Source organism: Pantoea sp. DY-15 (assembly GCF_019795935.1).
Lineage (GTDB): Bacteria > Pseudomonadota > Gammaproteobacteria > Enterobacterales > Enterobacteriaceae > Pantoea > Pantoea leporis.
Window position 1 is genome coordinate 149324 of record NZ_JAIMIF010000001.1, and the last position, 20943, is coordinate 170266.

Genomic DNA, 20943 nt, shown 5'->3' on the forward strand with positions numbered 1-20943 from the left:
GCTCACCGGGCGGTGAGCGAGTCGGGCAGATTACTGGGCGAGCCAGTCAGTGATTTGCTGCTGAATACCGGCGGCATCCAGCTGATAATCCTGACGTACTTCTTCCTGCGTGCCTTGTGGGATGAACTCATCCGGCAGGCCGAGGTTGAGCACCGGCACGCGCAGGCGTTTTGCCATCACGTACTCATTGACGCCGCTGCCGGCGCCGCCTTTGATGGCGCCTTCTTCCAGCGTAACCAGCGAATCGTGGCTGGCCGCCAGCTCGGCAATCAGTGCTTCATCGAGTGGCTTCACAAAACGCATATCCACCAGCGTGGCATTCAGCGCTTCCGCAGCGGCAGCGGCTTCTGGCAGCAAAGTACCGAAGTTAAGGATCGCCAGCTTTTCGCCGCGACGCTTCACAATACCTTTGCCCAGCGGCAAGCTAGCCAGCGGTTCCAGCGTTGCGCCGGTACCGGTACCGCGCGGGTAACGCACCGCACTCGGGCCAGCCTGATAGTGATAGCCGGTGTAAAGCATCAGACGACATTCGTTTTCATCGCTTGGCGTCATGATCACCATCTCTGGCACGCAGCGTAAGAACGCGATATCAAATGCGCCCTGATGAGTTTGACCGTCCGCGCCGACAATGCCACCGCGATCGATAGCAAACAGCACCGGCAATTTCTGGATGGCGACGTCGTGGATCAGTTGATCGTAGGCGCGCTGCAGGAAGGTCGAGTAGATCGCCACAACCGGTTTGTAACCACCAATCGCCATGCCCGCCGCGAACGTCACGGCGTGCTGCTCGGCAATCGCCACATCAAAATATTGCTGCGGATATTCGCGTGAGTAGCTCACCATGCCCGAACCTTCGCGCATCGCTGGCGTGACCGCCATCAGGCGCGGATCGTCAGCCGCCATTTCGCTCAGCCAGTTGCCGAAAATCTTCGAGTAGCTTGGCAAGCCCGGCACGCTTTTCGGCAGCGCTAAACTGGCGGGATCGAACTTCGGTACCGCATGCCAGGTGATCGGATCTTCTTCCGCCGGGGCATAACCTTTGCCCTTTTTGGTCATGATGTGCAGGAACTGCGGACCTTTCAGATCGCGCATGTTCTTCAGCGTGCTCACCAGCGTCAGCACGTCGTGGCCATCCACCGGGCCGATATAATTAAAGCCGAGCTCTTCAAACAGCGTGCCCGGCACCACCATGCCTTTCAGGTGCTCTTCGGTGCGCTTCACCAGCTCTTTAATCGGCGGCAAACCGCCCAATACACGCTTGCCGCCTTCGCGCAGGCGTGAATAGGTTTTCCCGGAGAGAATCTGTGCCAGACGATTGTTGAGTGCGCCCACGTTCTCGGAGATCGACATCTCGTTGTCGTTGAGGATCACCAGCATGTCCGGCTTGATGTCACCGGCGTGGTTCATGGCTTCAAACGCCATGCCGGCGGTGATCGCGCCATCGCCAATAATACAGGCGGTGCGGCGGCCTTTGCCTTCACGTTCTGCAGCAACCGCCATGCCGAGCCCGGCGCTGATCGAGGTGGAGGAGTGACCCACGCTCAGCACGTCGTACTCACTCTCACCGCGCCACGGGAACGGATGCAGACCATTTTTCTGGCGGATGGTGCCGATACGATCGCGGCGTCCGGTCAGAATTTTGTGCGGATAGGCCTGATGGCCCACGTCCCACACCAGATGATCAAAGGGGGTGTTATAAACATAATGCAGCGCCACTGTTAGCTCGACGACGCCCAGACCCGATGCAAAGTGGCCGGAAGATCGGCTCACACTATCCAGCAGATACTGACGCAGTTCGTCACACAGCTCCGGAAGTTTTTCTTTCGGTAATAAACGTAATTCCTGAACCGTGTTGGCTAACGCCAGTGTCGGGTATTTTGCAATATCAAAACTCATCAGAGACTCATTATGAAAGTTATTTATCGCGTTCAATTATGAAGCTTGCCAGCGCTTGTAAGGCGAGTGTGTTGTAAGACTGTGCCGCCAGAATATCGAGCGCGCCGAGCGCCTCTTGATAAAGATCCCAGGCTTTACTGCGGGCATTTTCCAGGCCCATCAATGAAGGATAGGTGCTTTTACCCAATGCCTGATCCGCGCCCTGTGTTTTTCCTAACACGGCGGTATCGCCGACCACATCGAGGATGTCATCCTGCACCTGAAACGCCAGTCCGATGGCATTGGCGTAGGTATCCAGTAGCGGCATCGCGGCGCGGCCACGATCGCCGGCGGCTAATGCGCCAAGACGTACCGCGGCGCGAATTAACGCGCCGGTTTTATGGCGGTGAATCTGTTCCAGCTGCGCCAGATCGATGCTTTTGCCTTCCGCAGCCAAATCCAGTGCCTGACCGCCGCACATGCCAGCCACGCCGCTGGCCTGCGCCAGTTCGGAAATCATCGCAATACGTGCGTCGGCGCTGACGCCGGGCATCGGCTGATCGGCCAGAATCGAAAAGGCCAAAGTTTGCAGAGCATCGCCAGCGAGAATCGCCGTGTCTTCACCATATTTAATATGGCAGGTTGGCTGCCCGCGGCGTAACGCATCGTCGTCCATCGCCGGCAGATCGTCATGAATCAGGGAATAAGCATGGATGCATTCCACGGCCGCAGCCGGCACATCGAGGCTGGCGGCATCGGCCTTCAGCATTTCGCCTGTTGCGTACACCAGAAAGGGACGCAGACGCTTACCGCCTAATAATGCCCCATACTCCATGGCATTCACCAGAGGAGAACTCTGAAAAGGAAGTGGATCTATTAAGCGCGTCAATGCCTGGTTAACGCGTTGATGGTAAGCGCTCAGCAGTTTAGCGAAATCCATTACTCATTTTCCGGGGTAAAAGGGGCGAGGGCGGCATCTTTCTCATCGCTAAGCAGAATTTGCACACGCTGCTCTGCCTGCTGCAGGGTTTGCTGACCGGTACGTGCCAATTGTACGCCGCGTTCAAATTCGTTCAGCGCCTGCTCTAACGGCAGCTCGCCACTTTCCAGGCGGCTAACAATCTGTTCCAGCTGCTCTAATGCGCTTTCAAAACTGGCAGGCGCTTCGGCTTTTTTCGGCATAATCAGTGTCGACTCACAGGTTAGGAGATCATCTTGCAATCGGTCATGGTAGCTGACGAGGATTAATTAGCAAAATAATGAATGTGATGAAGGTTGCTTAAAGCAGTCACCCGGCAAAGGTGATATACTTTTGCGCCTCGGATGCGGGGGCTCCTGAATTAACCCGCAATTATATGATTTTAACAGTTAAGTGCCGATGCTTTTAGCACTTATTTGTCCAAACGAACCCCTGTCGCCATGAAGTTTATCGTCAAGCTGTTTCCAGAAATCACCATCAAAAGTCAGTCGGTGCGTCTGCGCTTTATCAAAATTCTCTCCAGTAGCATTCGTAATATTCTGCGCACCGTGGATGAAGAGATCAAAGTCGTGCGCCATTGGGACCACATTGAAGTGCGTTCTAAGAATGAGTCGCTGCGCGAGACCCTTGTCACCGAACTGACGCGCATTCCGGGCATTCACCATGTGCTGGCGGTGGAAGATCGCGCCTACACCGATATGCACGACATCTTCGAGCAGACGCTGGTGCTGAACCGCGAGCGTCTGGAAGGCAAAAGCTTCTGCGTGCGCGTCAAGCGTCGCGGCAAGCACAGCTTCAGCTCGCAGGACGTGGAACGCTACGTTGGCGGCGGCCTTAATCAACACATCGCCAGCGCGCGCGTGCAGCTCAATCGCCCGGAAGAAACGGTGAATCTGGAGATCGACGACGATCGCCTGTTGCTGATCACCGCACGCTATGAAGGCTTAGGCGGATTCCCGATTGGTACGCAGGAAGATGTTCTGTCACTGATTTCCGGCGGTTTCGACTCCGGCGTGTCGAGCTACATGCTGATGCGTCGCGGCTGCCGCGTGCATTACTGCTTCTTCAATCTTGGCGGTGCGGCACACGAGATTGGCGTGCGCCAGGTTGCACATTACCTTTGGCAGCGCTTTGGTCGCTCACACCGCGTACGTTTCGTGGCGATCAACTTCGAGCCGGTAGTCGGTGAGATTCTTGAGAAAGTGGACGACGGCCAAATGGGCGTGGTACTGAAGCGTATGATGGTGCGTGCGGCGTCGATGGTGGCAGAACGTTACGGCGTGCAGGCGCTGGTGACCGGCGAAGCGCTGGGCCAGGTTTCCAGCCAGACGCTGACCAACCTGCGTTTGATCGATAACGCCTCCGATACGCTGATTCTGCGTCCGCTGATCTCCCACGACAAAGAGCACATCATTGATGTGGCGCGTAAGATCGGCACCGAAGATTTTGCCCGCACCATGCCAGAATATTGCGGCGTGATTTCGAAAAGCCCAACCGTTAAAGCGGTGAAGGGCAAGATCGAAGCGGAAGAGCAAAACTTCGATTTCGAGATCCTTCATCGCGTGGTGCAGGAAGCCAGCAACGTCGATATCCGTGAAATCGCCGAGCAGACGGAAGAAGAAGTGGTGGAAGTTGAAACCGTTGACTCCTTCATCAGCAACGACGTGGTGCTGGATATCCGTTCGGCGGATGAGCAGGAGGCGAATCCGCTGATCGTCGAAGGCGTTGAAGTGAAAACGTTGGCGTTCTACAAACTCAGCACCCAGTTTGGCGACCTGGACCAGAGTAAAACCTGGCTGCTGTATTGCGATCGCGGTGTGATGAGTCGCCTGCAGGCGCTCTATCTGCATGAGCAGGGCTTCAAAAACGTGAAGGTTTATCGCCCGTGATATGTAAGGTCGCCATTTATGGCGACCTTTATTATTAACGCTCTTCAAACTCCTGATAATTATAAATCCCCGCCGCCAGCACCAGCTGTGAAGCCACTTCACGCGCGGTCTCTTTATCCACCAGCAAATCAATCAGCTTCAACGCAAAATCCATTGCGGTGCCCGGTCCCTGGCTGGTCAGCAGATTAACGCGCGGATCCCACACCACGCGGCGTTCCATCCATTTGCTGTCGGGAATGGTGTCACGCAGGCCGGGAAAACCGGTCATATTGCCGACCGGAAACAGATCGTGCGCGACCAAAACCGTGCCCGGCGCGGCACAAATCGCCGCCACAATCTTGCTGGAGAGATGGAACTGGCGCACGGTTTCCACCAGTAACGGGCTGTCGCGTAAGGTCTCCGCGCCTTTCAAACCGCCGGGCAGCACAATCGCGTCGTAGTCGTTGTCCGCCACCTCAACCAAAGGCGCATCCGCCAGCAGCCGCACGCCGCGCGAACAGACGATCTCACGCGTGCCATCGCTCTCCACGCTGGCGGTGGTGACGCTTAAACCGCCGCGTACCAGCAAATCGATAGTGGTGACCGCTTCGGTCTCTTCACTTCCATGTGCCAGGCAAACCAGAACCGATGCGTTCGCGCTCATAGTGGGACTCCTTACGTTTAATCAGATCGTACAAACGGGTGTTTTCCGGCAGTGAAATGCCCTGCGCGCGGGCGCGACGCAACAGGTAGCCGGTGATGTAATCAATTTCGGTCAGACGCTGCGCGCGCACATCCTGCAACATTGATGAGGTATTGGCGGCGGTGCTATCGATCACGTCGTAAATGATGTCGCGCAGATTATCCACCGCCATGTGCTGGCCTTCGCGCTCCATCACCCAAGCGATCTCTTCGCACAGCAGCGCGACTTGTTCCGGCCAGGCGCGCAGAGCCCCGTTCTGGCAATCGTGCTCAACGGTCATCGGATTGATCACGCAGTTGATTGCCAGCTTGCGCCAGCTGGCGGCGGCGATGTTGTCATGCCAGGCCACATCCGGCAGCGCCTGGTGCAGAATATCAGCGATATCGCTGAGTGCGGCGCTCTCACGATTAGCAGGGCCGATATGGGTGATGCCGTACGCAATATGCTTAATCACCGTGCCGTCGCGCATTGCCGCGTGCGTGGTGATGCCGCGCAACACCGGCTGACGCAAATCTTTCAGCTCTTCCAACGTTCCCATGCCGTTATGCAGCAGCAGAATTGGCGCGTGCGTCGGCAGCACGCTTTGCAGATTTTTCACCGCAGGTGAAACCTGGGGCGCTTTGAGCGTCACCAGTAACAGCTGGCTTTCGGCGAGGAACAGCGGATCGTTGGCAATAAAGGTGTGATTGCTCACCTCGCCTTGCGGATCGACTACGTTGGCTGAGCAATAGGGCTGCGGTACACGTAACCAGCCCTGCACCTCATGTCCCTGACGGGCGAGAGCGGCGAGCCAAATTTGACCTAAGGCGCCACACCCCAACACGGTAATTTTCATTTTGCCTCCCGTGGGCGGGTTCCTGTTTTCACGTTACGGGTAAGTATAGCTTTCCGCGTATCGTGTTTTATTAGCGCCACAAGACGAGTATTATGCATGTCACTTTAGTATCAGGAGAAGAAAAGATGCCATCTTTCGATATCGTTTCCGAAGTCGAATTGTCGGAAGTGCGAAATGCCGTGGAGAATGCGAACCGCGAGATCTCAACTCGTTTCGATTTCCGTAACGTGAGTGCAACCATTGAGCTCAACGAAAAGAACGAGACCATCAAACTCAGCAGCGAATCTGATTTCCAGGTCAAACAGCTGGTGGATATTCTGCGCGAAAAGCTGCTGAAGCGTGGCATTGAAGGCGCGGCGATTGAAGTGCCAGAAGAGATCGTGCACAGCGGTAAAAACTGGTCGGTGGAAGCCAAGCTGAAGAAAGGTATCGAAAGCGATATCGCGAAAAAGCTGGTGAAGCTGATTAAAGACAGCAAGCTGAAAGTGCAGACGCAGATTCAGGGTGAAGAACTGCGCGTAACCGGTAAGTCACGCGACGACCTGCAAGGTGCGATGGCGCTGGTGCGCGGTGGCAACCTCGGTCAGCCTTTCCAGTTCAAAAACTTCCGCGACTAATCGCGTTTGTCGCGCGCCGCACGACGATAAAGCGTGCTGCGCGCGACGCCTAAGGCTTCCGCCGTTTTACTGATATTACCATTGAAGCGCTGCAGCGTTTCGCTGATCAACCGCCTATCATGACTCTGCCGATCGGACTGTGGCTGCACAGCCGTACGCCGATACTCTGCCGGTAAATGGACCTCTGTCACTTCTTCACCTTCATCCGCCAGTGCCAGCAGCACGCGTAACAAGCTGCGCAATTGCCGCACGTTGCCCGGCCACGGCAGCTGCGCCAGAGCCGTCAACAGCCCAGGTGAGAGCTGAATATCGCGATCCGCGCCGCCCAGCTCCAGCCATAATCGACGGATAAAACCTTCCACATCCGGCCAGGCGCGCAGCGGCGGAATGGTCATCGAGAATTCCTGCAGGCGATAGAGCAAATCTTCGCGGAATTCGCCTTCGGCCACGCGCTGTGCTAAATCGCGGTGCGTGGCGCTGATCACCGCGAAATTCACCGGCCAGCTGCGGCTGGATCCGAGCGGCGCCACCTCTTTCTCCTGCAACACGCGTAGCAAGCGGGTTTGTAGTGCCAGCGGCATATCGCCAATTTCATCAAGGAACAGCACGCCGCCATCCGCTTCACGGATTTTGCCGATGTAACCATTCTTGCTCGCGCCGGTGAACGCGCCGGGTTGATAGCCAAACAGCTCAGATTCAATCAGCGCTTCGGGGATGGCCGCGCAGTTAATGGCAACGAATTTGCCTTCGCGCCAGCGGCTTTGCTGATGCAGTGCGCGGCTGACATACTCTTTGCCGCTGCCGGTTTCGCCGTGAATGCACAGTGAAACGCCGGCATTGAGCAGTCGCACCATCTTCTCACCATCGCGCCCCAGTGAGAAAGGCAGCTCGCTGACGGGTTCGCTCGGCGTGGCAAAATGGCTGCGCTGCGGCGCCCGCAGGCGAAAATAGTAGCGCTGCGTGGCGTAATCGAGCGGAGCGGGAATGCTGTTGGCGTGCTGCTGCTGTTGCGGGAACAGTTGTTGAAAGGTCACGCTGCCGAGTTGCCCGACGCTCAGCGCCAGCTCGCGCATCGCCAGACGATTGGCGGCGGTCAAAACGTTATCCGAGAACACCAGCAGCAGTTCATCGCTGGTATCAATACCCTGCGGCTGCAGATGCAGGCTCATCAACCATTGCTGCGGGTGCAGGCTCTGCTTCACCCACAAATATTCGATCTGTTTTGCCGCCGCTTTCACCCAGCTAAAGGTCTGCGGATGCGGGAAGTGCGCCGGGCCGGAAATATCCAGCACGCCAGCAATCTGACCGTTGGGCATTTGCAGCGGCATCGCCGCACAGTACAAACCTTGATTGAGCGTCAGGAAGTGCTGATGACCTTGAATCTCGCAGCCATCATCAATCGCCAGCGCGGTGCCAATCGCATTGGTGCCACGCCCGCATTCACTCCATAAATTACCCGGCGCCAGCGCATAACGTTGGGCTTTTTCCAGCGAGGGCATATCGCCAAAGGTATTGAGCACCAGACCGGTGGCATCCGACAGAATCACCACCGATTGCTTCTCGGCGAGTCTCTGCGCGAGCTGTTTGATCACCGGCTGAGCGAACTGCTGCAGCCCGGCATTGCTGGCGAGTACATCGGCCAGTTCACCCTGGCGAACACGCGGAAAATCATCGGCGGTGCGATCGAGGCCATACAGCTGGCTACGGAACCAGGAGTCGCTTAATAGCGGATTGGCGTTAACGGCAGACGCGGATGGATGTCCCTGCATTGATGACCTCATGCCCAAGCGAAAGTGTTGCGATATTGTAGCGGGTCGGTTTCTGTACTGTTGCGATACGCAACACAGATGGTGAACTTTTCTGCACAACATAGCCAGGTCATGTTGTGCGGCGGCTCTTAACTTAATGATGATATTGGTTTTTTAATGAAATATCGTCTGATGAAAAAAGCTGGCACGCCCGCTGCAATAGCTCCTCTGACAGCACGTTTTCTGGAAGGCGACTGAGCCTTCAGAATATCTGACCCTACATAAAGGAGTTTGCGATGCGTTATGCACATCCCGGTACGCCCGGCGCTTTGGTTTCATTCCAGGCGATTTACGGCAACTACATTGCGGGCAAATTCGTCGAGCCGCTCAGCGGCCAATACTTCACTAACACCTCGCCAGTGAATGGCAGCGATATCGCGCAGTTCCCGCGTTCGGATGCGCGCGATATCGATTTAGCGTTGGATGCGGCGCATCAGGCGGCCGATGCCTGGGGAAAAACCAGCGTGCAGCATCGCGCCAACATCCTGTTGCAGGTGGCGGATCGCATTGAGGCCAATCTCGAAAAACTGGCGGTAGCGGAGAGCTGGGATAACGGTAAACCTATTCGCGAAACTCTGAACGCCGATCTTCCGCTGGCGGTGGATCACTTCCGTTACTTCGCCGGTTGCCTGCGCGCGCAAGAGGGCAGCACCGCGGAGATCGATGAAACCACCGTGGCATATCACTTCCATGAACCGCTCGGTGTGGTTGGGCAAATCATTCCGTGGAACTTCCCGCTGTTAATGGCGGCGTGGAAACTGGCGCCAGCGCTGGCGGCGGGCAACTGTGTCGTGCTGAAACCGGCGGAACAGACGCCGCTCGGTATTACGCTGCTGATGGAGGTGATTGGCGATCTGTTCCCGGCTGGCGTGTTGAATGTGGTGCAGGGCTTTGGTCGTGAAGCGGGTGAAGCGCTGGCGACCAGCAAACGCATCGCCAAAATCGCCTTTACCGGTTCAACGCCGGTGGGGCGCCACATTATGGCCTGCGCTGCTGAAAACATCATTCCCTGCACCGTCGAGCTGGGCGGCAAGTCGCCGAATATCTACTTCGCTGATGTGATGGATGGTGAGGACGAGTTTATTGAGAAGGCGGTGGAAGGGTTAGTACTCGGTTTCTTCAATCAGGGGGAAGTCTGTACCTGTCCATCGCGCGCCTTGATTCATGAATCGATCTATCAACCCTTTATGGATCGCGTGATGGCCAAGGTGGCGAACATCCGTCGCGGCGATCCGCTCGATAGCGACACCATGATTGGTGCACAGGCTTCACGCCAGCAATTCGATAAAATCCTGTCGTATATCAACATCGCACGCGACGAAGGCGGGCAAATTCTCACCGGTGGCGATCGCGCCAGCATGGCCACCGAGCTGAATGATGGATTCTACATTCAGCCGACCTTAATCAAAGGAACCAACCAGATGCGCTGTTTCCAGGAGGAGATTTTTGGGCCGGTGATTGGTGTTACCACCTTTAAGGATGAGGCAGAAGCGCTCGCCATCGCCAACGAAACCCAGTTCGGTCTTGGTGCGGGCGTGTGGACGCGCGATACCAATCTGGCTTATCGCATGGGACGCGGCATCAAAGCCGGGCGCGTCTGGACCAACTGTTATCACATCTATCCCGCTCACGCGGCATTCGGCGGTTACAAGCAGTCGGGTGTAGGCCGTGAGACGCACAAAATGGCGCTCAGCGCCTATCAACAAACCAAAAATCTGCTGGTTAGCTATGGCACCGCGCCTTTGGGCCTGTTCTAAGTCCGCATCCGTTCAAATGGAGAGTGAAAGATGAATATGCAAATCAAAACCACCATGAAAGCCGCGGTTGTGAAGGCTTTTGGTGAACCGTTAGTGATTGAGCAGGTGCCGGTGCCGCAGGTCGGGCCGGGGCAGATTTTAGTGAAAATTGCGGCTACTGGCGTGTGCCATACCGATCTTCACGCGGCCGAAGGCGACTGGCCGATTAAACCCAATCCGCCGTTTATTCCGGGCCACGAAGGTGTGGGCCAGGTTGTGGCGCTCGGCGAGGGCGTTAAGCACCTGAAAATGGGCGATCGCGTCGGTGTGCCATGGCTCTATTCGGCGTGCGGTCACTGCGAACACTGTCTCGATAGCTGGGAAACGCTGTGTCTGTCGCAGCAAAATGCCGGTTACTCAGTGAATGGCAGCTTCGCGGAATACTGCCTCGCCGATGCCAACTATGTCGGCATCATTCCAAATAACGTCGATTACAACGAAATCGCGCCGATCCTCTGTGCCGGCGTCACCGTGTATAAAGGGCTGAAAATGACCGACACCAAACCCGGCGATTGGGTGGTGATTTCCGGTATTGGCGGTTTAGGGCATATGGCGGTGCAGTACGCGGTTGCCATGGGTCTGAACGTGGCGGCGGTGGATATTGATGATGAGAAACTGGCGTTCGCTAAACGTCTCGGTGCCAGCGTGGTGGCGAATGCGAAAAATGTCGATCCGGCCAAGGTGTTCCAGGAGAGTTTTGGCGGTGCGCATGGCGTGCTGGTCACGGCGGTTTCACCAAAAGCGTTCGAACAGGCGATTGGTACGCTGCGTCGTGGCGGCACCATGGTGCTGAACGGTTTGCCGCCGGGCAAATTCGATCTGTCGATTTTCGATATGGTGTTGGACGGCATTACGGTGCGCGGTTCCATCGTCGGGACGCGCAAAGATCTGCAGGAAGCGCTGGATTTCGCCGGTCGTCACAAGGTGAAAGCCACCGTAGCGGTAGAACCGCTGACTAACATCAACGATATCTTCGCGCGGATGCACGCTGGCAAGATTGAAGGGCGCATCGTGGTGGATATGTCGCTGTAACAAAAAGCCCGACGCGATGGTCGGGCTGGTCATTTAGCAGCTGGCGAGCAGCGCTTCGAGTTCGACGCGGCTCGTCACTTTACTGTCGATTTTGATGTAAGCACTTTTCTCTTCTGGCACGATAAACACCGACGCCACGCCGGGCTGCGCTTTCAAACGCTTCTCCAGATTCGGCACCGCCAGCACCGCATCGCTGAGCATAATGCGCAGGCTGCTGACGTAAGGCGGTTCCTGCATCGACATCGCCACAAACAGCCAGGCAGCTGCGACAATCGCACCGACCAGGAACACGGTTTGGGCATCAACATGACCATAGATCCATCCGCCCATGCTGCCGCCAATCGCCACACCAATGAACTGGCTGGTGGAGTAGATCCCCATCGCGGTGCCTTTGTAGCCCGGCGGCGACTCTTTGCTGATCAGTGATGGCAGAATCGCTTCCATCAGGTTGAAGGCGAGGAAGAACAGCTGCACGCCAATAACCAGCGTCCAGAAGTGGCCTGCCGCGCCCCACAATACGATTTCTGCAATGATGATGATCGCCACGCAGCCGACAAACACGCGCTTCATGCGGCGCTTCACTTCGGCATAGATAATGAAAGGCACCACGGCAACAAAGGCCACCAACATCGTCACCAGATAGACTTTCCAGTGCTCGGCCGCCGGTAAACCGGCTTGTTCAAACTGTCCCGGCAGCGCCACGAAGCTCGACATCAGCAGAATGTGCAGGCAGAGAATGCCGATATTCAGTTTTAACAGTTTTGGATTGGTCAATACCGCGCGGATACTGCCTTTCACCATGCCGGATTCGCGGTTCAATACGTGGTTTGGTGCGTTCGGCACCACTAATAAGGTGATGACGATGCCCAGCGTCGCGAGGATGGCGATCATCCAGAACAGCGCGTGCAAGCCGAGTGCGTGGGTGACAATCGGGCCAACTACCATCGCAATAGCAAAAGTGACGCCAAAGCTGATGCCGATAAACGCCATCGCCTTAGTGCGGTTTTGTTCACGGGTTAAATCTGACAGCAACGCCATTACCGCGGCGGCAATCGCGCCGGAGCCTTGTAACGCGCGGCCTAAAATCACGCCCCAAATGGTGTCGGAGGTGGCGGCGATAACGCTGCCGAAAACGAACAGCAGCAGCCCGCCAACGATCAGCGGCTTTCGGCCGACGCGATCGGAGAGCAGACCAAAAGGAATCTGGAAGATGGCTTGTGCCAAACCATAGATACCGATTGCGAACCCAATCAGTGTTTCACTGGCGCCCTGTAACGCCATGCCGTACGTGGTGAGTACCGGCAAGACCATAAACATTCCCAGCATGCGCAGGGAAAAAACGGTACCTAAACCCCATGTAGCACGTAACTCTACTGGCGTCATTTTATTGTCGTTCATGTTTACCTCAAAATTATACTGCGCCCATTTTAGGCAGCAGGGCAGGGCGGGTAAAACATTTGTTCTTAAGCAGTGGTAACAAAAAGAAAGGGCGCGAAATTCGCGCCCTTTCTGGTTTTGCGGAGCTGAATTACCAGACGTAAGTCAGTAAATCTTTCGACGCTGGCGTCATGAAATCAACAGACATCATCACGCTCAAAGCGGTGATAGCGACAATCGAGAACACAAACAGTTTACGCGCCCAAACTTTATCGTTTGAGGTTTTGTAACCTGAAAGCGCCATGCCGAGCCACCACACGCTAACGGCCGCAGCCACCACCAGATATTTGTAGCCCGCGTAACCGCCAAGGGTCAGCATCAGCGTGGCAATCATGAACGCCAGGATATACAGCGTAATATGATTTTTTGCCACCGAGATGCCTTTCACTACCGGCAGAACCGGAATGTTGGCAGCCTGGTAATCTTTAAAGCGGAAGATGGCAATCGCATAGGAGTGCGGCATCTGCCACAGGCTAAAGATAGCCAGTAAAATCAACGCGCCAGCATCAAACTGGTTAGTCACTGCGCAGTAGCCAATCACTGGCGGCGCAGCGCCAGAGAGACTACCAATCAGCGTGCCGTAGACAGAGTTACGCTTCATATAGAGGCTGTAAACGCCTACGTAAACCACGAAGCCCATCACCGCCAGCCACATGGCCAGCGGGTTAGCGCCGAAATACAGCAACGCAAAGCCAGCAATACCCAATGCGGTTGCATAAACCAGGCTTACTTTCGCCGAGATCAGGCCTTTGACCAGAACACGGTTCCGCGTTCTCTCCATTTTGATGTCGATATCGCGGTCAATCACGTTGTTGAAAACACAACCTGATGCGACAACCAGCGATACGCCAACCAGCGAGGTGAGAAACAGGGTGTAATCAATGCTGCCTTTCGAAGCCAGCAGGAATCCACCGATCACAGAAATTAAATTGCCGAAAATAATTCCTGGTTTTGTTACTTGCAGGTATTGCTTAATCATTACGCGACTCTTTAGTGGGCCATCATGTTGTAGTTGAGGTTCCACATAATCCACAGTGAGCCTACGACAACAATCAAGATGATGAGTGCTGAGAAGACAATGGCCACCATGTTCCAGCCACCTTCTGATTTGCTGTCTAAGTGCAGGAAGTAGACCAGGTGAACCAGCACCTGAACTACCGCACACACCAGAACCACACCCAGAATAGTGCCGTGTGAAGCGCCGCCATCCATTACCATCCAGAACGGAATACCGGTCAGGATGATAGAGAGGACGAAGCCGATCATGTAAGACTTCACGCTACCGTGAGAAGCGCCATGTTCGTTAACAGAATGACTCATTACATGGCTCCCATCAGGTAGACAACGGTGAATACGCAGATCCAAACCACATCCAGGAAGTGCCAGAACAAGCTCAGGCACATGATACGGGTGCGGTTGGTTGCAGTCAGACCACGTTTAGAAATCTGGAACATCATCACTGCCATCCAGATCAGGCCAGAGGTCACGTGCAGACCGTGCGTGCCGACCAGCGTAAAGAACGCTGACAGGAAGCCGCTGCGATCGGGACCGAAGCCTTCTTTGATCAGGTGATGGAATTCATAGATTTCCATGCCGATAAAGCCAGCACCGAACAGGAAGGTCAACGCTAACCAGCTGATGACCGAGCCCTTGTTCTGGTTGTTCATCGCAATCACTGCCATACCATAGGTAATGGAGCTGAGCAGCAGCAGCGCGGTTTCGACCAGAACGAACGGCAGTTCGAAGATGTCTTTACCTGCCGGGCCACCGGCAGTGTTATTGACCATAACTGCATAGGTCGCAAACAGGGTTGCGAAGATAATGCAGTCACTCATCAGGTAGATCCAGAAGCCAAAGACTTTATTGGCTCCTGCATCGTGATGCCCATGCTCCGCATGGGCGTCGTGGTGGTGTTTTGCAGTTTCAGTTGACATTATTTCAGACCTGCTTTGCTGATTTCGTCAAAGTGCTTCTTCTCGATCTGCTCGACTTCAGCAACCGGTACGTAGTAATCCACGTCTTCATCGAAGCTCTTCACAATCCAGGTGACGATAGTGCCCACGAAGGTGAGGCCAGCCAGCCACCAGATATGCCAGATCATGGCGAAACCGAACACAGTCATCAGAGCCGCGATAACTACAGCTGCGCCACTGTTTTTCGGCATATGAATTTCTTCATATTTTTCTGGCTGCTTGTACGCTTCGCCTTTCTCTTTCATTTCCCAGAACGCATCGCGCTCATGGATATGCGGGATAACAGCAAAGTTATAGAACGGCGGCGGTGAAGAGGTTGCCCACTCCAGCGTACGTCCACCCCACGGGTCACCGGTCAGATCACGGTTCTGGTCGCGGTCACGCACAGAAACGTAGAACTGGGTAACCTGGCACAGGATACCGCAAGCGATCAGCGCCGCACCGCCTGCTGCAACCACCAGCAGTGAGTGGAACTGAGGATCGATGTCCTGGCTGATACGACGCGTCATGCCCATGAAGCCCAGCGCATACAGCGGCATGAATGCCACGAAGAAGCCGATGATCCAGAACCAGAACGCGCGGATACCCCATTTTTCATTCAGCGTGAAGCCGAACGCTTTCGGGAACCAGTAGGTCACGCCAGCCATACAACCGAACACCACACCACCGATAATCACGTTATGGAAGTGCGCGATCAGGAACAGGCTGTTGTGCAGAATGAAGTCCGCACCTGGAACCGCCAGCAGAACACCTGTCATACCACCAATAGAGAAGGTAACCAGGAAGCCGATGGTCCACAGCATCGCTGAGTGGAACTCAACGCGACCCTGATACATGGTGAACAGCCAGTTGAAGATTTTCACGCCGGTCGGGATAGCGATGATCATCGTCATGATACCGAAGAAGGCGTTTACGTTCGCGCCCGCACCCATGGTGAAGAAGTGGTGCAGCCAAACGATGAACGACAGAACGGTAATCGCGATGGTCGCCCACACCAGAGAGGTATAACCGAACAGACGCTTTTTAGAGAAGGTCGCCGTGACTTCAGCGAAGACACCAAACACCGGCAGAACCAGGATGTACACTTCCGGGTGACCCCAGACCCAAATCAGGTTGACGTACATCATCATGTTACCGCCCATTTCATTGGTGAAGAAATGGAAGCCAAGGTAACGGTCAAGCGTCAACAGTGCCAGCGTAACGGTCAGTACCGGGAACGCAGCGATGATCAGGACGTTAGTACACAGTGATGCCCAGGTGAATACCGGCATTTTGAACAGGTCCATGCCCGGCGCACGCATCTTCAGAATGGTAACGAAGAAGTTGATACCGGTCAGTGTCGTACCGATACCGGACAGCTGGAGACTCCAGATCCAGTAATCGACCCCGACGCCAGGACTGTACTCCGCACCCGAAAGCGGCGGATAAGCCAACCAGCCGGTCTGTGCGAACTCGCCCACACCCAGAGAGATGTTCACCAGGATCACACCGATCGCGGTAAACCAGAAGCTCAGGTTGTTCAGGAACGGGAAGGCAACGTCACGAGCACCGATTTGCAGCGGTACCGCGATGTTCATCAGACCTACCACGAACGGCATCGCCACGAAGAAGATCATGATCACGCCGTGAGCGGTGAAGATCTGGTCGTAGTGGTGCGGCGGTAGTATGCCGGCTTCCCCAGCGGAAGCCATCACTTGTTGGGTACGCATCATTACCGCATCGGCAAAGCCGCGCAGCAACATGACGAAAGCCATGATGATGTACATGATACCCAGTTTTTTGTGGTCAATGGAGGTGAACCATTCTGACCACAGGTACTGCCACTTACCAAAGTAGGTAATCGCAGCAACCAGCGCCAGACCACCTAAGATGATAGCGGCGACCGTAACCACGATAATGGGTTCGTGGTATGGCACTGCATCCAGTGTTAATTTTCCGAACATCGTATTATTCCTCGGCTCCCGCGGAAGCGGCGTGACTCATGTCCATGCCTTTATGTTCTGGCATGTCCATCTTCCCGTGGCTCATCATGAACTTATCAATCACTTGCTTGAACAGTTCTGGATTTGCCGTTGAGAAATATTCCACCGGGTGATTTTCGCTTGGCGTAGCCAGTTTCTCGAAATCATCCATGGTGTTCAGCGCGTTAGGTGCCGCTTTAACTTTGGCAACCCACTGCTGGAATTCCGCATCGTCTTTAGTTGCAATGGCTTTGAACTTCATGCCAGAGAAACCACGACCACTGAAGTTCGCAGAGATACCGTCAAATGTTCCTGGCTCGTTGGCGATCAGATGCAATTTGGTCTGCATACCGGCCATCGCATAGATCTGGCTGCCGAGAGTAGGAATAAAGAAGGAGTTCATCACGGAGTTGGAGGTGATCTTGAAGTTCACCGGAGTGTTTGCCGGGAAGGCAATCTGGTTGACGGTTGCAATACCCTGTTCCGGGTAAATGAACAGCCATTTCCAGTCCAGTGCCACTACGTCGATCTCAACCGGTTTAACGTCAGAAACCAGCGGTTTGCTCGGCTCCAGCGCGTGGGTTGATTTCCAGGTCAAAACACCGAGGAAGATAATGATCAGGATCGGAATGGTCCAGACCACGGCTTCCACTTTGTTTGAGTGTGACCAGTTAGGGCTATATGTTGCGTTAGTATTGGTTGCCCGATATTTCCAGGCAAAGAATACTGCCATGAAGACTGCCGGGATAACTACGATCATCATCAAGCCGAAAGCTGTCAGAATCAACGAACGTTGCTCCAGTGCAATCTGTCCTTTGGGATTTAACAACGCACTATCGCAGCCACTGAGTAATACAGCGCCTGCAATTAATGACAAAATCCCCAAACTTTTATTGTATTTACTGAGTCTCATTTAACGACCTCAATGACAAAGGGCTCTATTGTCGTTTAAGTGTGCGCGCATTTTACGGGAAGGTTTATGCAGTGTAAACCAGCTTAAGGATGTGTCAGAAGGCTGTTGACACCTTTTGCTAAGGGTGTCACAGATGTTACGCAGGGTGACAAATTATTAACTGCGACAAGCAGTTGGCATCAATATAACAAAAACCAATGGTAGAAACCGCAGAAAAATCAGGGAAAGTATAAACCGTACTCTTAATACTCATTTATTTAACATTTCTGCATCATTTCGGCGATGACTTTTATACAAAGTAATTGCGCACCGGATTTAAATATTCGCTCGCAGTTGTTAATTTAATGTTTCTAATTCGCTTTAAAAAAAATGCTATTGGGAAAATGAGCAACTGATATTTTTACCCCATTATTTCGTTATGAAAATTGGCTTACTCAACCCAGATTTTCCCGCGCCGCTTTTTTTAATGCCAAACTATCCAAAATAACACCGAGTGCGACCGCCAACAGCGCAAATGCCATGCCGGCTTCAAACATTGGCGTAAGTAGCGCATCAATCTGCACAACGCCGCTGGCGTTAAGGGCTAAGGCCAGTAACCACAAGGCCAGTAAGCCGCAGCCGATGCTAAACAGACGCACCGTCCAGCGGTAACCTTGCGGCCACAAGCTGCGCATCACAAACTCTCCGCTTTGCTGCATGCTATGCAAAGTGCCGCGACACAGCCATAACAGCAGTAATCCCGGTACGCCAGCAAAAACGGTGAAAGCATAGAAGGTGGGCCAGCCCCACATTTCGACCAGCCAACCGGCGGCGGGACCGACGTAAACGCGGCCCACGGCGGAGAGGGCAGAGAGCAGTGCGAACTGCGTCGCCGAGAAGGATTTGTTGCACAATGTCATCAGCAACGCGACAAAGGCCGCGGTGCCCATGCCGCCGCACAGGTTTTCAATGAAGACCGCGCTGGCCATGCTCCACAAGTGCGGTGGCGTTACCGCCAGCAACCAGTAAGCAAAATTCGACACCGCTTGCAGCACGCCAAAAATCATCAGGGCGCGGAACAAACTCAGGCGCTGCATCAGCACGCCGCCATACAGCGCACCAATAATGGTGGCCAACAAACCCAGCGTTTTGTTCACCAGACCGACATCGCCCGCGCTAAAGCCGACGCCGCGAATCAGGAAGGTGGTGGTGAGCGAGGCGGCAAATGCATCGCCAAGCTTGTAAAGGATAATCAGCGTGATCAGCAGCCAGGCATTGTTACGCTGGAAGAAGTCTTTCAGCGGGAATGTCACGGCCTGGCGTAGCGAGTGCGGTTCGCGCGCTGGCGCCACCGGTTCTTTCGCCAGCAACGTGGCGATCAGGCCCGGCACCATCAGCAACGCCATCAGCCAGTAAGTGGCTTGCCAGCCGAGGTAGCGATCCGCAATCCACAGCGCCAGTCCGCCTGAAATCAACATCGCCAGACGATAGCCCAGCACGGTGATTGCCGCGCCGCTGCCGCGCTCCTCCGGCGGCAGCACATCGGTTTTCCAGGCATCAAACACGATATCCTGTGAAGCCGAACAGAAGGCAACCAGCACCGCCAGCGCGGCCAGCAGCGTTAAGTCACGCGAAGGCTGCATAAAGCCCATCGCAATAATGCCGCCAATCAGCGCCAACTGCGTGACCAGCAGCCAGCCGCGACGGCGGCCAAGAAACGGTGGCGTATAGCGATCCATCATCGGCGACCACAGGAACTTAAACACGTAAGCCTGACCGACAAGGGAGAAGAAACCGATGGTTTTCAGGTCAACATTCTCTACCGTCATCCACGCTTGTAATGTTCCGGCGGTTAACGCCAGCGGTAAGCCTGAGGCAAAACCCAGCAGCAGCAATACCGCCGCATTACGTTGGGTAAAAATTCGCAGATAGTGAGATGTCATAGCCAACCTGAAATGAAGCCCGGCTGAGAGTAGCCGGGCAAAATACTGCGGAAATTAGCGGGCGTTCTGCTTAATGAAGTTGTGAACGCTGGTGTCCTGCGCCATATCAGCAATCACGTCACTCAGGGTTGAGTTAACCGCGTTGGTGATCTTCGCGTTGGTGGCGGTAAACGCGCCTTCTACGCTGTAAGTCTGGCGATAGTTTTTCACCTGCTTGTTACCGTTTTTCGCGGTGGCGATGATGGAGATATCCGCCTTGGTGGTAATGCTGTAGCGCACGTTGCCTTGGGTCACATCCGCATACAGACCATTCACCACGATCTGCAGATCAACGGCACCGCTTGGGCCGATCATGTAGCCGCGTGACGTCATCTGCTTCTCTAACACTTCCTGCAGCAGGAAACGCAGGTCGCGTGATGGTGTCAGCGTGATCAACTGACCATCGCGGTTTACTTTGGCCAGCGCCTGATCGGAACGTTGATCGGCACCGTTAACGCTGATGGTGACGCCCATCAGGCTTGGATCTTGCTGCGGTAATTGAATCTTCGGTTGAATATCCAATGTGGTGTTGTTGCTGGCACAGCCGGCCAAAATAAAAGCAGCCAGCAGAGGGAATAACAGTTTTTTCAACATACTCATTCTCGTTAGCATATGGGTTGGTTTGCAAAACTGCGGCCATCATAGCATTGCGCAGCGGTGAAAAAAGCCCCGGGCCAATGGAAATTGATTGTAAAGGCTTTTTTCGGACAGGATGAAACGCCAGCCAGTTGACCTGAGAGATAAGCGAGTTACTATGCGCAGCGCTGGCGGATTTATTTACGGTCAACCTGCGGAAGCGGTGAAAAACCTACTAATATTTAAACAGATGGGCACAGCGCTCGCCGGAAAGGAGTGTTAATCATGATTCGCGAACAAATAGAAGAAAAGTTGCGTAACGCTTTCGAGCCTGCACATCTTGAAGTGCATGATGAAAGCTACCGTCATAACGTGCCCGCCGGTTCTGAAAGTCACTTTAAAGTGGTGATTGTCAGCGATCGATTTACCGGTCAGCGCTTTCTGCAACGTCATCGCGCTATTTATGGCGAACTGGCGACCGAATTAGCGGGCAGCGTACACGCGCTGGCACTGCATACTTACACGCAAAAAGAGTGGGATGGATTGCAGGATACGGTTTTGGCCTCGCCGAATTGTCGCGGCGCGGGAACGCTCGCCTGAATTCCCTTT

At 54.6% G+C, this 20943-nt stretch carries 19 protein-coding genes; 5 read left to right on the top strand and 14 right to left on the bottom strand.

Features of this window, described 5'->3' with window-relative positions:
- Positions 1-30: 30 nt before the first annotated feature.
- Genes dxs through xseB form a run of 3 tightly spaced genes read right to left on the bottom strand, consistent with a single transcriptional unit; the run spans position 31 to position 3057 of the window.
- The gene (gene dxs / locus K5Y32_RS00730) at positions 31-1896 is read right to left on the bottom strand and encodes a 1-deoxy-D-xylulose-5-phosphate synthase (protein ID WP_222181547.1); all 1866 of its coding nucleotides are present in this window, start codon (positions 1894-1896) and stop codon (positions 31-33) included.
- A gap of 19 nt (positions 1897-1915) precedes the next feature.
- Positions 1916-2815 (bottom strand): (2E,6E)-farnesyl diphosphate synthase, encoded by a 900-nt coding sequence (gene ispA, locus K5Y32_RS00735; RefSeq protein WP_101762437.1) that lies wholly within the window; start codon positions 2813-2815, stop codon positions 1916-1918.
- Complete coding sequence (gene xseB / locus K5Y32_RS00740; RefSeq protein ID WP_101762436.1) at positions 2815-3057, bottom strand: exodeoxyribonuclease VII small subunit; 243 nt, start codon at positions 3055-3057, stop codon at positions 2815-2817. Before xseB ends, ispA begins: the two co-directional genes overlap by 1 nt.
- Before the next feature lie 237 nt (positions 3058-3294).
- On the opposite strand from xseB, the gene thiI reads away from it, so the two are divergent.
- Complete coding sequence (thiI, locus tag K5Y32_RS00745) at positions 3295-4743, top strand: tRNA uracil 4-sulfurtransferase ThiI (protein ID WP_110867750.1); 1449 nt, start codon at positions 3295-3297, stop codon at positions 4741-4743.
- A 34-nt stretch (positions 4744-4777) separates the two neighbouring features.
- Here thiI and yajL read toward each other — a convergent pair whose 3' ends face one another.
- Positions 4778-5386 carry a protein deglycase YajL gene (gene yajL / locus K5Y32_RS00750; RefSeq protein ID WP_222181548.1) on the bottom strand — a complete coding sequence of 203 codons (609 nt, stop codon included), beginning with the start codon at positions 5384-5386 and terminating at the stop codon, positions 4778-4780.
- Positions 5340-6260: a 2-dehydropantoate 2-reductase gene (panE, locus tag K5Y32_RS00755; RefSeq protein WP_222181549.1), complete on the bottom strand. Its 921-nt coding sequence runs from the start codon at positions 6258-6260 to the stop codon at positions 5340-5342. Before panE ends, yajL begins: the two co-directional genes overlap by 47 nt.
- A 125-nt stretch (positions 6261-6385) precedes the next feature.
- Here panE and K5Y32_RS00760 point away from each other — a divergent pair, with 125 nt between their 5' ends.
- On the top strand, positions 6386-6877 hold the full coding sequence (locus tag K5Y32_RS00760) for a YajQ family cyclic di-GMP-binding protein (RefSeq protein ID WP_110867748.1): 492 nt from the start codon (positions 6386-6388) through the stop codon (positions 6875-6877).
- Here the strand turns inward: K5Y32_RS00760 and K5Y32_RS00765 are convergent.
- Positions 6874-8646, bottom strand: a complete 1773-nt coding sequence (locus K5Y32_RS00765) for a sigma-54-dependent Fis family transcriptional regulator (RefSeq protein ID WP_222181550.1) — start codon at positions 8644-8646, stop codon at positions 6874-6876. The genes K5Y32_RS00760 and K5Y32_RS00765 overlap by 4 nt on opposite strands.
- 275 nt (positions 8647-8921) lie before the next feature.
- On the opposite strand from K5Y32_RS00765, the gene K5Y32_RS00770 reads away from it, so the two are divergent.
- Positions 8922-10442, top strand: coding sequence for an aldehyde dehydrogenase family protein (locus tag K5Y32_RS00770; protein ID WP_110867746.1), 1521 nt, complete (start codon positions 8922-8924; stop codon positions 10440-10442).
- A 30-nt stretch (positions 10443-10472) separates the two neighbouring features.
- The gene (gene adhP, locus K5Y32_RS00775; RefSeq protein ID WP_370635081.1) at positions 10473-11513 is read left to right on the top strand and encodes an alcohol dehydrogenase AdhP; all 1041 of its coding nucleotides are present in this window, start codon (positions 10473-10475) and stop codon (positions 11511-11513) included.
- 33 nt (positions 11514-11546) lie between these two features.
- Here adhP and K5Y32_RS00780 read toward each other — a convergent pair whose 3' ends face one another.
- From K5Y32_RS00780 to K5Y32_RS00815, 8 genes are all read right to left on the bottom strand, one after another.
- Complete coding sequence (locus tag K5Y32_RS00780) at positions 11547-12911, bottom strand: MFS transporter (protein WP_192236709.1); 1365 nt, start codon at positions 12909-12911, stop codon at positions 11547-11549.
- 130 nt (positions 12912-13041) lie between these two features.
- Positions 13042-13929, bottom strand: a complete 888-nt coding sequence (gene cyoE / locus K5Y32_RS00785; RefSeq protein ID WP_222181551.1) for a heme o synthase — start codon at positions 13927-13929, stop codon at positions 13042-13044.
- Positions 13930-13940: 11 nt separating this feature from the next.
- Positions 13941-14270 (bottom strand): cytochrome o ubiquinol oxidase subunit IV, encoded by a 330-nt coding sequence (locus K5Y32_RS00790; protein ID WP_007886986.1) that lies wholly within the window; start codon positions 14268-14270, stop codon positions 13941-13943.
- Positions 14270-14884, bottom strand: coding sequence for a cytochrome o ubiquinol oxidase subunit III (locus K5Y32_RS00795; RefSeq protein WP_007886985.1), 615 nt, complete (start codon positions 14882-14884; stop codon positions 14270-14272). The genes K5Y32_RS00790 and K5Y32_RS00795 overlap by 1 nt, the downstream gene beginning before the upstream one ends.
- A complete protein-coding gene (gene cyoB / locus K5Y32_RS00800) occupies positions 14884-16866 on the bottom strand; it encodes a cytochrome o ubiquinol oxidase subunit I (RefSeq protein WP_192236708.1) in 1983 nt (660 codons plus the stop codon). The genes K5Y32_RS00795 and cyoB overlap by 1 nt, the downstream gene beginning before the upstream one ends.
- A gap of 4 nt (positions 16867-16870) precedes the next feature.
- Positions 16871-17797 carry a cytochrome o ubiquinol oxidase subunit II gene (gene cyoA / locus K5Y32_RS00805; protein WP_101762426.1) on the bottom strand — a complete coding sequence of 309 codons (927 nt, stop codon included), beginning with the start codon at positions 17795-17797 and terminating at the stop codon, positions 16871-16873.
- 434 nt (positions 17798-18231) lie between these two features.
- A complete protein-coding gene (gene ampG, locus K5Y32_RS00810; RefSeq protein ID WP_217547381.1) occupies positions 18232-19719 on the bottom strand; it encodes a muropeptide MFS transporter AmpG in 1488 nt (495 codons plus the stop codon).
- Between the two features lie 54 nt (positions 19720-19773).
- A complete protein-coding gene (locus tag K5Y32_RS00815) occupies positions 19774-20352 on the bottom strand; it encodes a lipoprotein (protein WP_007886975.1) in 579 nt (192 codons plus the stop codon).
- Positions 20353-20619: 267 nt separating this feature from the next.
- Between K5Y32_RS00815 and bolA the strand changes: the two genes are divergently transcribed.
- Positions 20620-20934 (top strand): transcriptional regulator BolA, encoded by a 315-nt coding sequence (bolA, locus tag K5Y32_RS00820; RefSeq protein ID WP_008103937.1) that lies wholly within the window; start codon positions 20620-20622, stop codon positions 20932-20934.
- The last annotated feature ends 9 nt before the right edge of the window (positions 20935-20943 follow it).

Coding starts and splice junctions, on each gene's coding strand:
- K5Y32_RS00780 (WP_192236709.1), bottom strand. CDS start 12,911: ATGAACGACAATAAAATGACGCCAGTAGAGTTACGTGCTACATGGGGT.
- bolA (WP_008103937.1), top strand. CDS start 20,620: ATGATTCGCGAACAAATAGAAGAAAAGTTGCGTAACGCTTTCGAGCCT.
- K5Y32_RS00790 (WP_007886986.1), bottom strand. CDS start 14,270: ATGAGTCATTCTGTTAACGAACATGGCGCTTCTCACGGTAGCGTGAAG.
- ampG (WP_217547381.1), bottom strand. CDS start 19,719: ATGACATCTCACTATCTGCGAATTTTTACCCAACGTAATGCGGCGGTA.
- adhP (WP_370635081.1), top strand. CDS start 10,473: ATGAATATGCAAATCAAAACCACCATGAAAGCCGCGGTTGTGAAGGCT.
- K5Y32_RS00770 (WP_110867746.1), top strand. CDS start 8,922: ATGCGTTATGCACATCCCGGTACGCCCGGCGCTTTGGTTTCATTCCAG.
- K5Y32_RS00765 (WP_222181550.1), bottom strand. CDS start 8,646: ATGCAGGGACATCCATCCGCGTCTGCCGTTAACGCCAATCCGCTATTA.
- K5Y32_RS00795 (WP_007886985.1), bottom strand. CDS start 14,884: ATGTCAACTGAAACTGCAAAACACCACCACGACGCCCATGCGGAGCAT.
- xseB (WP_101762436.1), bottom strand. CDS start 3,057: ATGCCGAAAAAAGCCGAAGCGCCTGCCAGTTTTGAAAGCGCATTAGAG.
- K5Y32_RS00815 (WP_007886975.1), bottom strand. CDS start 20,352: ATGTTGAAAAAACTGTTATTCCCTCTGCTGGCTGCTTTTATTTTGGCC.
- panE (WP_222181549.1), bottom strand. CDS start 6,260: ATGAAAATTACCGTGTTGGGGTGTGGCGCCTTAGGTCAAATTTGGCTC.
- ispA (WP_101762437.1), bottom strand. CDS start 2,815: ATGGATTTCGCTAAACTGCTGAGCGCTTACCATCAACGCGTTAACCAG.
- K5Y32_RS00760 (WP_110867748.1), top strand. CDS start 6,386: ATGCCATCTTTCGATATCGTTTCCGAAGTCGAATTGTCGGAAGTGCGA.
- dxs (WP_222181547.1), bottom strand. CDS start 1,896: ATGAGTTTTGATATTGCAAAATACCCGACACTGGCGTTAGCCAACACG.
- cyoA (WP_101762426.1), bottom strand. CDS start 17,797: ATGAGACTCAGTAAATACAATAAAAGTTTGGGGATTTTGTCATTAATT.
- cyoE (WP_222181551.1), bottom strand. CDS start 13,929: ATGATTAAGCAATACCTGCAAGTAACAAAACCAGGAATTATTTTCGGC.
- yajL (WP_222181548.1), bottom strand. CDS start 5,386: ATGAGCGCGAACGCATCGGTTCTGGTTTGCCTGGCACATGGAAGTGAA.
- cyoB (WP_192236708.1), bottom strand. CDS start 16,866: ATGTTCGGAAAATTAACACTGGATGCAGTGCCATACCACGAACCCATT.
- thiI (WP_110867750.1), top strand. CDS start 3,295: ATGAAGTTTATCGTCAAGCTGTTTCCAGAAATCACCATCAAAAGTCAG.